Annotated in this window: 11 protein-coding genes; 9 read left to right on the plus strand and 2 right to left on the minus strand. The window is 71.7% G+C overall.

Annotated elements, in window-relative coordinates:
- Positions 1 to 130: 130 nt before the first annotated feature.
- Both H4W31_RS14110 and H4W31_RS14115 read right to left on the minus strand, forming a co-directional pair.
- On the minus strand, positions 131 to 958 hold the full coding sequence (locus H4W31_RS14110) for an ABC transporter permease subunit (RefSeq protein ID WP_192767077.1): 828 nt from the start codon (positions 956 to 958) through the stop codon (positions 131 to 133).
- Positions 955 to 1,893: an ABC transporter ATP-binding protein gene (locus H4W31_RS14115; RefSeq protein ID WP_192767078.1), complete on the minus strand. Its 939-nt coding sequence runs from the start codon at positions 1,891 to 1,893 to the stop codon at positions 955 to 957. The genes H4W31_RS14110 and H4W31_RS14115 overlap by 4 nt, the downstream gene beginning before the upstream one ends.
- A gap of 320 nt (positions 1,894 to 2,213) precedes the next feature.
- On the opposite strand from H4W31_RS14115, the gene H4W31_RS14120 reads away from it, so the two are divergent.
- The 9 genes from H4W31_RS14120 to H4W31_RS14160 all read left to right on the plus strand — a co-directional run bounded on the left by H4W31_RS14120 (position 2,214) and on the right by H4W31_RS14160 (position 12,145).
- On the plus strand, positions 2,214 to 3,014 hold the full coding sequence (locus H4W31_RS14120; protein WP_192767079.1) for a GNAT family N-acetyltransferase: 801 nt from the start codon (positions 2,214 to 2,216) through the stop codon (positions 3,012 to 3,014).
- Positions 3,011 to 4,051: a lysophospholipid acyltransferase family protein gene (locus tag H4W31_RS14125; protein WP_192767080.1), complete on the plus strand. Its 1,041-nt coding sequence runs from the start codon at positions 3,011 to 3,013 to the stop codon at positions 4,049 to 4,051. Before H4W31_RS14120 ends, H4W31_RS14125 begins: the two co-directional genes overlap by 4 nt.
- Before the next feature lie 172 nt (positions 4,052 to 4,223).
- Complete coding sequence (locus H4W31_RS14130) at positions 4,224 to 5,027, plus strand: DUF4097 family beta strand repeat-containing protein (protein ID WP_192767081.1); 804 nt, start codon at positions 4,224 to 4,226, stop codon at positions 5,025 to 5,027.
- Between the two features lie 7 nt (positions 5,028 to 5,034).
- Complete coding sequence (locus H4W31_RS14135) at positions 5,035 to 5,718, plus strand: PadR family transcriptional regulator (RefSeq protein ID WP_192767082.1); 684 nt, start codon at positions 5,035 to 5,037, stop codon at positions 5,716 to 5,718.
- A 95-nt stretch (positions 5,719 to 5,813) separates the two neighbouring features.
- The gene (locus H4W31_RS14140; protein ID WP_192767083.1) at positions 5,814 to 6,518 is read left to right on the plus strand and encodes a response regulator transcription factor; all 705 of its coding nucleotides are present in this window, start codon (positions 5,814 to 5,816) and stop codon (positions 6,516 to 6,518) included.
- The gene (locus tag H4W31_RS14145; protein ID WP_318783192.1) at positions 6,515 to 8,122 is read left to right on the plus strand and encodes a sensor histidine kinase; all 1,608 of its coding nucleotides are present in this window, start codon (positions 6,515 to 6,517) and stop codon (positions 8,120 to 8,122) included. The genes H4W31_RS14140 and H4W31_RS14145 overlap by 4 nt, the downstream gene beginning before the upstream one ends.
- Positions 8,123 to 8,185: 63 nt before the next feature.
- A complete protein-coding gene (locus tag H4W31_RS14150; RefSeq protein WP_192767084.1) occupies positions 8,186 to 9,997 on the plus strand; it encodes a S1C family serine protease in 1,812 nt (603 codons plus the stop codon).
- A 300-nt stretch (positions 9,998 to 10,297) separates the two neighbouring features.
- A complete protein-coding gene (locus tag H4W31_RS14155; protein ID WP_192767085.1) occupies positions 10,298 to 10,975 on the plus strand; it encodes a BON domain-containing protein in 678 nt (225 codons plus the stop codon).
- Positions 10,976 to 11,035: 60 nt separating this feature from the next.
- Complete coding sequence (locus tag H4W31_RS14160) at positions 11,036 to 12,145, plus strand: glycosyltransferase family 4 protein (RefSeq protein WP_404825589.1); 1,110 nt, start codon at positions 11,036 to 11,038, stop codon at positions 12,143 to 12,145.
- Positions 12,146 to 12,195: the final 50 nt, after the last annotated feature.

The raw sequence follows: 12,195 nt of genomic DNA on the forward strand, positions 1-12,195 counted from the left end.
GTCGCGTTTCACAGGTTTTGCGAGTTCCCGGCCGTACCGCCGAGGAAGTTCGGCCGTTCGGCAACGGCTCGGGGGCGCGGGGCCGTCGGCCCCACGCCCCCGAAGGAGATCCGTCCCCCGCCGACGCGGGTCAGGAGATGTCGCGCTTGCGGATCATCAGCGTGCCGATCCCGGCGGTCAGCACGGCGTACCCGATCAGCACGACCGCGCCCAGCCACTGCGGCGGCTGGCTCGGCAGCTCGACGGCGGAGACCATCAGCTGCGAGGCGAGCGACGGCACCAGCACCTGGAGGTCGTTGATCCAGTCGCCGAACCGGGTGGCCAGGGTGGAGAAGAAGATCGCCGCGCCGATGAAACCGGCGAAGTACAGCAGGATCGCCGTGACCGTGGCGCCGATCTGGCTGCGGATCAGCACTCCGAACCCGACTCCGAAGATGGCCCAGAGCAGGTAGGCGAGCCCGTTCAACCAGATCGCCTGCCAGACCTCGCCCTTGTCGAGCTGGTTGGCGACGTCGAAGGCGTTCAGGATCAGCGGGCCGGTCAACAGGTTGAGCCCGGTGGTGACGACCCAGAAGAGCGCGCCGAGCAGGGCCGCGGCGACCAGCTTGGCGACGACCACGGCGGTGCGGTGCGGCGTGGTGAGGAAGGTCGTCGTGACGGTCTGGTGGTGGAACTCGTTGGTCACCACCAGTACGCCGAGGACCAGGACGATCACCAGGCCCAGGAACTGGCCGTTGGTGTAGAGGTTGGCCGCCAGGCTCACCGGTTCACCGGCGGCCCGGAGCTGCTCGGCCTGGTCCTCGGGCATCCCGGTGGTGGCGTCCGGCCCCGCCAGGAACTGGGTCTGGATGTAGTTGAAGAACAGCGTGACGGCCCACAGCCCGAGGGCGATCAGCCCGAACGTCCACCAGGTGTTGGTCGATCGGATCTTCAGGAGTTCGGCCCGGACCAGCCTCATCGGATAGCCGCCTTTCCGGCCGTGAGTTCGAGGAAGACGCCTTCGAGGTCGGGGCGCTCCGTGGTCAACTCGTGCAACTCGATCTTGGCGGCCAGCGCGGCGCGACCGACCGTCGGGGCGTCCACCCCGCCGACCAGCAGCACTCCGCCCTCGCCCGGTTCCACCTGCGCGTCGTGTTCGGCGAGCGCGGCGACCAACTCGTCGGACTGCGGAGTGCGTACCCGGACCCGGGCGGTGTGCGCCATCGAGCCGACCACCGACTCCATCGGACCCTGCCGGATCAGCTTCCCGGCCGCGATGATCACCACGTCGTCGGCCAGCAGCTGCATCTCGGAGAGCAGGTGGCTGGAGACCAGGACCGTACGGCCCTCGGCGGCGAGGGCCTTGAGGAAGCCACGCATCCACCGGATGCCCTCGGGGTCGAGGCCGTTGGCCGGCTCGTCCAGCATCAGCACCTGGGGATCACCCAGCATGGCGGCGGCGATGCCGAGCCGCTGCTTCATGCCGAGCGAGTAGCCCTTGAACTTCCGCTTGGCGGCCGGAGTGAGGCCCACCAGCGCGAGTGCCTCGTCGGCCCGCCGCATCGGCAGCCCGGCCGCGGCGCAGACCACCCGGAGATGGTTGACACCGGTCCGGCCCTTGTGGGCGCTCGACGCCTCCAGTACGGCGCCGACGTGCCGGATCGGATCCGGCAGGTTCGCGTAGCGTGCGCCGCTGATCGTCGCGGTGCCCGCCGTTGGCGTGACAAGGTTGAGCAGCATCCGCAGCGTGGTCGTCTTGCCGGCACCGTTCGGCCCCAGGAAGCCGGTGACCCGGCCGGGCTCGACGGTGAACGACAGATTGTCGACCGCTCGGACATTGCCGTAATGCTTCGTAAGGCCGGACACCACTATCTGGCCGTTGCCGGCCGTTGGGCTCAGCCGCCCGTCGGACATTTCACTCCCCTCGGTGAAGCGCCGCCGCGCCGGCCGCGCCGTTGTCCAGCGTTGATGGTGGCAGCCGCGGGGTCAATCGGGATGATGACGTAACCGGATCTCATCCCCGGGCAGGAGCCCGTCCTCCTTGAGCAGGAGCCGCTCGGGTCGCGCACGAGGCGACGAAAGGTACCACCATCGACCGGTGGCCCGGGGGCTCCACGATCCGCGACCGCCCCCGTGACCTCGCGATCCTGCGTACACCCCGTTCACCGGATCGACACGCCGTCAACCGCCGGTCGACACGTTTACGGCAGTCCCGGCCCTTAGACATTGAGACCATGGCCGTTCTGCTCACCACCCCGGCAGAAACCGGGACCAGCGGATACACCCTGCTGATCGCCGACACCGCGGCGCAGGTCGCCGCCGCACAACGACTCCGGCACGCCGTCTTCGTCGAGGAGTTCGGTGCGAACCTCTCCTCGCCGGTGCCCGGACTGGACATCGACGAGTTCGACGCGCACTGCGAACACCTCATCGTCCGGGAGGACCGGACCGGCGCGGTGGTCGGCACGTACCGGATGCTGCCGCCGGACCGGGTCGCCCGGGCCGGCGGACGCTACGCCGAGTCCGAGTTCGACCTGACCCCGCTCGCGCCGCTGCGGGACGGACTGGTCGAGACCGGCCGGTCCTGCGTCGACCCGGCGCATCGGTCCGGTGCCGTGATCAACCTGATGTGGGCCGGTATCGCCCGCTATCTACACCTGCGCGGACTGCGCTGGCTCGCCGGGTGTGCCTCGGTGCCGCTCGCCGACGGCGGGGCGACGGCGCTCGGGGTCTGGACGGAGGTACAGCGCCGCCACCTGTCGCCACCACCGATGCGGGTGCGCCCGCACCGGCCGTGGCTGGCCGAACCGAGCGGGGCGGCGGCGCTCGCGGACGCGCCGTCCGGCGAGGCGGTCGCGCCCCGGGGCCGGGTGCCGATGCCGCCACTGCTCCGTGGCTACCTGCGGCTCGGCGCCTGGGTCTGCGGCGAACCCGGGTACGACCCGGCGTTCGACGCCGCCGACTTCTACGTCCTGTTCTCCCTGGACCGGATGCCCGCCCGGTACCGCCGACACTTCCTGGGCCCGGACCAGTGAATCCGCACCCGACCTGGTCGCTCTGGCGACCGCACTCGAACTGCGGCCCCGAGTGCCTGCCCGACCCGGGAACGACGCCCCGGGCCTCCGGGCCGGTACGACTCGGTCGCCTGGCGGCACTGGTCGGTGTGTTGCTGTTCGGGGCGGCGCTGGTGCCCGTACTGCCGCTGCTGGCCCGGTCCGGTCGGCAGGCCGCCGGTCGGACCTGGGCCCGCGCGGTGCTGCGGTCGGTCGGGATCGGGCTCGACGTCCAGGGCCGGCCGCCACGGCGCCGGGCGCTGCTGGTGGCCAACCACGTCTCCTGGCTGGACGTCGTCACGATTCTCGCGGTGACGCCGGCCAGGATGCTGGCCAAGCACGAGGTACGGCGCTGGCCGCTGATCGGCCCGTTGGCCGCGCTCGGCGGGGTGATCTTCGTGGACCGGACCCGGCCGCGCACCCTGCCGGCCACCGTCGCCCAGGTCGGGGCCGCGCTGCGGGCCGACGACGTGGTCGCGGTGTTCCCGGAGGGTACGACCTGGTGCGGCCTGCCGCGTCCGGGCGCCCGCTGCGGCGCCGCCGGCCGGTTCCGCCCGGCGATGTTCCAGGCCGCGATCGACGCCGACGCGCCGGTGGTACCGGTGCACCTCGGCTACCGCGTCGCGCCGTCCGGGCCGGGGCGCCCGACCACCGCGGACGCGACCGGCGGTACGTCGGTCGGCGCCGCCCGGGCCGGCGGCACCACGGCGCCCGCCTTCCTGGCGCAGGAGAGCCTGCTCTCCTCGGTCCGCCGGGTGCTGGCGCTGCGTGGGCTGGTGGTGACCCTCACCGCCGTCGACGAGCCGAGGCTCGACGAGCCGTGGATCGACGGGTCGGCGGAGACCGGCGTCCCGACCGGCCGGCGCGGCGGCATGGTGGAGCGGCGTCGGCTGGCCGTCGCGGCCGAGGCGGCCGTGCGGGCGGTCGGATCCCCGGGCGTACCGCCGCTGGAGCCGGGCCCCGAGGTGCGGCCGGAAACGCGTGCGGTGCAGCCGGAAGCGCTGGAACTCGCCGCCTGAGTTCCGGCTTCGACGCCTCGGGCCCTGGCCGGACGGGTGGCTGCACGGCGCCAGCGGGTTGTTCCGGAAACGCGATGTATCGCGTTATCGTGGCGGACGCACGCCCACCTCCACCGTCCGGTCCCGCACCCCTGCGGACGGAACGGCCCGCCGCAGCAGCAGGGGAGACGCCATGGCCAGTTGGACGGTCGACGGTCCCCGCCGGTTGACCATCGACGAACCGGTTGACCAGCTCGTCGTCCGGCTGACCTCGGGACGGGTCAACATCGTCGGCACCGAGGGACCGGCCCGGATCGAGATCACCCAGACCGGCCGGCAGCCGGTCATCATCGAGCAGCAGGACGGCCGGTTGTCCGTACGGCACCGGAAGATCGGGACCTGGCTCCTGGTGTTCCGCTGGTTGACCCGCGAGGCCGGACCCGAGGTCTCGATCGCGGTTCCGGCGACGGCCCGGGTCGACCTGTGGATGGCCGAGGGTTCGGTGGTCGCGTCCGGACTGACCGAGGCGACCAAGGTCGACGTCACCTCCGGCCAGGTCACCCTGATGGGGCTGAGCGGCCGGACCACGGCGAGGCTGGTCTCCGGGCCGGTGGAGGCGCTCGGCGTCTCCGGCGACCTCACCATGGAGACGGTCTCCGGCGAGCTGATCCTCGCCGACGGTTCCGCCGAGCGGGTCCGGGCCAGTACGGTCTCCGGGGCGATCACCTGTGACCTAGACAGCCCCGGTAACAGCGAGATCCAACTCGGCGCCACCTCCGGCAGCGTGACCGTCCGGGTGCCCGAGGACAGCGATCTCAATGTGCACCTGCACACCACGTCGGGGCAGATCAGCAGCGACTTCCCCCAGCTTCGGGTGGGCGCCGGCCTGACCCCGGTGAAGGACAGCCGGGGAGTTCTCGGTGCCGGTGTCGGTAGTCTCCGGGCCAGCACGGTCTCTGGCAGCATCGTGTTGCTGGCACGGCGAACGGCGGAGTGAGGGCGGCATGACGACGGTGTTCGGCCACGGCCGGCTCCGGCTGTACCTGCTCAAGCTCCTCGACGACGGACCGAGGCACGGCTACGAGCTGATCCGGCTGCTGGAGGAGAAGTTCCTCGGCCTCTACGCGCCGAGCGCCGGCACGATCTATCCCCGACTCCAGCGCCTGGAGACCGAAGGGCTGGTCACCCACCACGCCGTCGGGGGCCGCAAGGTCTACCAGATCACCGAGGCGGGCCGGGCCGAACTGCGGCAGCGCGCCGACGAGGTGGCGACCCTGGAGTCGGAGATCCGCGCCTCGGTGAGCGACCTGACCAGGCTCGCCGGCGAGATCCGGACCGAGGTACGCGGTTCGATCCGCGATCTGAAGCAGGAGCTCCGGGCGGCGGCCCAGGAGACCCGGCGAGGTGACCAGGATCACCGTCCTTCCGGGTGGTACCCCCGATCGGCGGGCGGCGGCGGTCCGGGCGGCGAGTGGCCGGCGGCCGGACCCCCCGGCGGCGAACACCCCCGGACCGGGGAATCCGGACAGGACGCCGATCCGGTTGCCGAGTTCGACCGACACCTGATCGTCTTCGTCAGCGAGGTACGGGCGCTGGCCGCGAGCCGGCGGTTCAGCGAGGCCCAGTTCCGGACGGCGGGCCGGCTGCTCAACGGGGCGTTGGACGGGTTGCGGCGACTGCTGCGCTGACCGGCCGAGCCGTGGAGCCGACCCGGCCCGCTGCTCTCAGGGAGTTTTCAGGGGATGCTCAGCCGAGGCGCAGCGGTGGCGCGGATGATGGCCAGATGGCAGCGACAACCCAGACCGAGGCGCGACTACTCGTGGTCGAGGACGACCCGAACATTCTCGAGCTGCTCTCCGCCAGTCTGCGGTTCGCCGGGTTCGACGTGGCCACCGCGACCAGCGGCAGTGCGGCCGTCAGCGCGGCGAAGGAGCGGCGACCGGATCTGGTCGTGCTCGACGTCATGCTGCCCGACCTCGACGGTTTCGAGGTGATCCGACTGCTCCGCGAGGGCGGCACCCGTACGCCGGTGGTCTTCCTCACCGCCCGGGACGCCACCGACGACAAGATCCGGGGGCTGACCCTGGGCGGCGACGACTACGTCACCAAGCCGTTCAGCCTGGAGGAACTGACCGCCCGGATCAGGGCGGTGCTGCGTCGTACGGCCACCGGTGAGCACGCGCCGTCCCGGCTGACCTTCGCCGACCTCGAACTGGACGAGGAGACCCACGAGGTGCACCGGGCCGGAAAGCGGGTCCAGCTCTCGCCGACCGAGTTCAAGCTGCTGCGCTACCTCATGCTCAACGCCAACCGGGTGCTGTCGAAGGCGCAGATCCTGGACCACGTCTGGAACTACGACTTCCGGGGCGACGACAACATCGTCGAGTCCTACATCTCCTACCTGCGGCGCAAGGTCGACACCACCCAGCCTCGACTGATTCACACGCTGCGGGGGGTCGGATACGTGCTCCGCAAGCCAGCGGCGTGAGCACCCTGCTGCCGCGGCTGGGGCGGTTGCGCGCCATCCCGTTGCGGGTCAAGCTGGTCGCCGCCGTCCTCATCCTGGTCGCCGCGGCGCTGGTGGTGATCAGCGTGATGACCGCGTTCTTCCTGCGCAGCTACCTGATCGGCAAGATCGACGACGAGCTGCGGGAATTCATGAGCCAGCCGGACCGGGTCTGGCAGCAGTTCGAGCCGGAGCGCACGAACGGCAGCAGCCTGCCGACCGACTACCTGCTGGTCGCGGCGAGCGAACAGTCGTGGAAGGCCCTGCCGATCTACGACGACCGGCAACTGACCTCGGCCAACCTGCCCGGCACCCTGCGGGACGCCTCCTGGTACCGGCGGCACGCCGACGGCGAGATCTTCACCGTCACCTCGGCCGACCGCCAGTTGCGCTGGCGGATGATGATCGTGCGACTCAACGACGCCGAGTACATCGCCGTCGGGCAGAACCTCACCGAGGTCGACCTGGCGGTCAAGGAACTGATCTGGATCGACGTACTGGTCGGCGGGTCGGTGTTGATCACCCTCGCGGCGGCCGGCGCCGCGATCGTGCGTACCAGCCTGAGACCGCTGGTGGAGATCGAACGGACCGCGGCGGCCATCGCCGGTGGTGACCTCTCCCGGCGGGTGCCCGATCCGGAAATTGGTGCCGCCGAGGCGAAAACCGAACTCGGCCGGCTGTCCCGGGCGTTGAACGCCATGCTGAGCCAGATCGAGGTGGCCTTCACCGCCAGGGCCGCCTCGGAGTCGGCCGCCCGGTCGGCCGAGGCCGCCGCCCGGGGCGCGGAGGGGGCGGCCCGGAACGCCGCGCTCGCCGCGCAGACCTCGGAGTCGCGGGCCCGCCGGTCCGAGGAACGGATGCGGCAGTTCATCGCCGACGCCTCACACGAACTGCGTACGCCGCTGACCACGATCCGGGGCTTCGCCGAGCTGTACCGGCAGGGCGCGGCCGGCGGGGCCGAGGACATCGCCCGGCTGATCCGACGGATCGAGGACGAGGCGGCCCGGATGGGGTTGCTCGTCGAGGATCTGCTGCTGCTGGCCCGGCTCGACCGGGAACGCCCGCTCACGCTGGCCCCCGTCGAGCTTCCGGTCCTGGCCGCCGACAGTGTGCAGGCCGCCCGGGCGGTCGCACCGGAGCGCTCGATCAGTCTGGAGATCGAACCGGGCGCCGGCCCGCTGGTGGTGCTCGGTGACGACGCACGACTCCGGCAGGTGCTGGGCAACCTGATGACAAACGCGCTCACCCACACACCCGCCGACGCGTCGGTCACCCTGCGGCTGCGGACCGATCAGGGCGACGCCGTGGTGGAGGTCGCCGACACCGGGCCGGGGCTCTCGCCGGAGCAGGCCGAGCGGGTCTTCGAACGGTTCTACCGGGCGGACGCCGCCCGGACCCGCCAGGCGGGCGGCCAGATCAGCACGGGCCTCGGGCTGGCGATCGTCGCTGCCCTGGTCGCGGGGCATCAGGGCAGCGTCGAGGCGATGGAGACCCCCGGCGGCGGTGCGACCTTCCGGGTCTGCCTCCCGCTCGCGCCGGAAGTCTCCGAAGGACCGGAACCGACCGAAGAAATCGACGTAGAGTAATTCTCAGGCAATATTCAGGCGGGCTCAAGGTAGGTCGCAGAGCGAGGGGGCAAGGTAGGGGACATGAGCGACTTCGAGACCGACCCGCAGCGGCGGCCGGCGAACGCCGACCGCGAGCTCTCGCACCCCACCGCTGGGCTGCCGCGCGACGACCGCGGGCAGTCCGATTCCGACGCCTTCGGGCACCGCCCCGCCGACTCGGCCACCCCCGGCACCGGTTCCGCTGACCCGGGTACGTCGGGCGCCGCCGACGCGGGTGATCGCCCCGAGCCGCCGACCGCCACGGTGACACCGGCCCCCGGCCAGCCGTACGGCGACCAGGCGTACGGATCGGCGCAGACCGCCGGGCAGCAGCCGTACGTCGGCGCGCCCGCCCCCGGGCAGCCGTACGGCGCACACGGCGCGGCACAGACCTCGGCCGCGCAGCCGTACAGCGCCGTACCCGCGTCCGCACAGCCGTACAGCGGCGTACCCGCCTCCGGTCAGCCGTACGCCGGTGCCCCCGCGCCGGGGCAGGCGTACAGCGCCGGTCCGTACGGGGCCACGCCGGCCTCGGGCCAGCCGTACGGCGCCGGGCCGTACGGGCCGGGGCAGGCGTCCGGTCAGCCGTACAGCCTGCCGTCGACCGGTACCGAGCCGGCGACCAGCCCGTGGCAGGCGCCGCACGGGGGTCAGCAGCCCCACCAGGGCTGGACGGGTCAGCCCGGCCAGCACAACCCGGGCGGGGGAGTGCCGCCGCACCTCGGCGGGCCGTCGGCGCCACCCTGGGCCGTACCCGTCGGACCGCCGGCACCGGCATCGGGCGGCCGGTTCGGCAAGTTCGCGGCGATCGGTGCCGCGGCGCTGGCCCTGATGGTCGGCTCCGGCATCGCCGGTGGGGCCATCGCGCTGGCCCTCGACGACGGTCCGGCGGTGACGACGCGCAGCTACACCGCGGCACCGGTGATCAACCCCGCCGAGCTGCCGAAGATCGCCGCCCAGGTGGAGAACAGCGTCGTGTCGATCAGCACCAGCAGCGCCGAGGGATCCGGCGTGGTGATGAGCGCCGACGGCTTCATGCTGACCAACAACCACGTGGTGGCGAGCGCGGACGACGGGAAGGTCGAGGTGTTCTTCGCCGACGGCAAGAAGGCCGCCGCGAAGGTCATCGGTACCGATCCGAAGACCGACCTGGCCGTGGTGAAGGCCGACGGCGTCTCCGGACTCGCGGCCGCGAAGTTCGGCGACAGCGACGCGATGCAGGTCGGTGACCAGGTGCTGGCGCTCGGCAGCCCGCTCGGCCTGCAGGGCTCGGTGACCGCCGGCATCATCAGCGCCCGGGACCGCACGATCCAGGCCGGTGGCGGCCAGGAGGAGCAGCCGAACCCGTTCGGGCAGCCGCAGCAGCAACAGGGCGCCGCCAGCTCGATCTCCGGCCTGCTCCAGACCGACGCGCCGATCAACCCGGGCAACTCCGGCGGGGCACTGGTCAACACCAAGGCCGAGGTGATCGGCATCAACACCGCGATCGCCACCGCCGGCCAGGGCACCGGCAACATCGGGGTCGGCTTCGCGATCCCGAGCAACAAGGCGATGGTGGTTGCCGAGGCGCTCCAGCGGGGCGAGAAGGTCAGTCACCCGTCGCTCGGGGTCCAGGTGACCGCCGCCGAGAGCGGGGGCGCGCTGATCGCCGCGGTCCAGCCGGACAGCCCGGCCGCCAAGGCCGGACTCCAGCAGGGCGACGTGGTCACCCAGTTCGGCGACAAGCGGATCAACGACTCCGACGATCTCGTCGGGGCCGTACAGGGCGGCAAGGTCGGTGACCAGGTGCAGGTGACGTACACCCGAAACGGAGCCGAAAAGTCGGCAACCGTGACGCTCGCCGAAACGTCGTAAGGATAGGACGACCGCAGGCTTTCGGGTCGACCCTCCGGAAACGGTAGGTGGACCTCCTCCCCAGAGCGGCGGGCGACATGACCAAGGGGGTTGGTCAGGTCGCCCGCCGCTCCTCCTTTTCCCGGTTCCGCCACCCCTTCGAGACACCCGCTCCGGTCCCTCGATCCGCCAGCGGGGCTTCACCTGTTCCGGGTGAGCCCGGCTCACCCGGACCGGGGCGAATATCGGGGGTGCTCTGCAAGTGCGGGACCGGCCTCGACCGAGACCGGGGGACCGCGACGGACCTGGGGAGGGGCGGCGATGAGTACCGCGACCATGGCTCGCAGCGATGCGGACATCCAGCGTGAGGTACTGGCCGAGCTGGCCTGGGACCCCCGGGTCCGGGCCAGCGAGATCGGCGTCTCGGTCAAGAGCGGCATCGGCACCCTCACCGGCTGGGTCGACAGCTACGCCAAGAAGTGGGCGGCGGAGCGCACCGCACACCGGATCCGGGGGATCCGGGCGGTCGCCAACGACATCGAGGTACGACTGCCCGGCGACGCCGAGCGCCACGACTCCGACATCGCGACGGCGGCGAGCCGGGCCCTGGAGTGGGACGAATTCGTGCCGGTGGAGCAGATCGAGGTGACCGTCGCCAACGCCTGGCTGACGTTGCGGGGCGAGGTCGAGCGGGGCTACCAGAAACGCGCCGCCGAGCGGTCGGTCCGGCGGTTGACCGGGGTACGGGGCGTCACCAACCTGATCGCGGTCCGGCCGGTCGACGGGATCTCGGCCGAGGAGATCCAGCGTGACATCCGGAGCGCCCTGGCCCGGACGGTGAACGCCGACGTCGGGCTGATCGAGATCGACGTCGACGGGGAGACCGTGGTGCTCACCGGCGAGGTGCGGTCGTGGTTGGACCGGGAGCAGGCCGAACGGGTGGCCTGGGCGGCTCCCGGGGTCGTCGACGTCGAGATCCGACTCACCCTGGCCACCTGATCCGTCGGGACCCGCGGCGCCACACCATCCGAGCTGCCGGCCCCGAGGGAGGACCGCTGCGTGACGAAGAATCCGTCCGAAGGACCACTGCCGACCAGCCGACTGCGGATCGCGATGGTCGTGCCCCCGTGGTACGAACTGCCACCGCGCGGCTACGGCGGGCTGGAGCAGGTCTGCTCGGCGTTGGTGGACGCGCTCGCGGCCAAGGGACACGAGGTGACCCTCTTCGGCGCGGGTACGGGCACGGGCACGGCGGCGCACTTCGTCGGGACCGTACCGGAGTTGCAACACCACCGGCTCGGGCAGGCGCTGCCGGAGCTGGCCCACCTGTCCCGGGTCAACCGGATGATCTCGCCGGACTCGTTCGACATCGTGCACGACCACACCACCGTCGGGCCGTACGCCGCCGCCGAGCGCTCCGTGCCGACGCTGACCACCGTGCACGGGATGCCGGCCGGTGAGCTCGGGGAGGTGCTCGGCGACATCGACCCCCGGGTGGGACTGGTCGCGATCTCGCACACCCAGCGGCGGCTGGCCCCCGAGCTGGGCTGGGCCGCCACCATCCACAACGGAATCTCGACCGCCGGGCTGGTGACGAAATCCGCGCCGGGGATGGGTCCGGTGTTGTGGCTGGCCCGGTTCAGCGCCGACAAGGGCCCCGACCTGGCGATCGAAGCCTGTAGGACGGCCGGCCTGCCGCTGGTGCTGGCCGGCAAGTGCGACTCGCGCGCCGAACGCCAGTACCTCGAACAGGTCATCGAACCGATGGTGGGGTCGGACGTGACCGTGCTGCGCAATCCGGACCGGGACGCCACCGTACGGCTGATGCTCGCCGCCCGCGCCCTGATCATGCCGATCCGCTGGGAGGAGCCGTTCGGCATGGTGATGGTCGAGGCGATGGCCACCGGTACTCCGGTGGTGGCGCTGAACCGGGGGGCCGTACCGGAACTGATCCGGCACGGCGAGACCGGACTGATCTGCGACGAAGCCGAGGATCTGGCGCCGGCCCTGATCGACGTCGCCCGGCTGGATCCGGGCGTCTGTGCGGCTCATGTCCGGCGGAACTTCTCCGCCGAGCGGATGGCCGACGACTACGAGCGGGCCTACCGGGCCTGGGCCACCCCCCAGCCGCACGCCGAGCAGGCCTCCACACCCTCGGTGGCCTGGTGAGGTCCGACACAAGGAAGGGCCCCCTTTTATCGGATTTTGTATAGGAGGGG

Source organism: Plantactinospora soyae (assembly GCF_014874095.1).
Classification (GTDB): Bacteria; Actinomycetota; Actinomycetes; order Mycobacteriales; family Micromonosporaceae; genus Plantactinospora; species Plantactinospora soyae.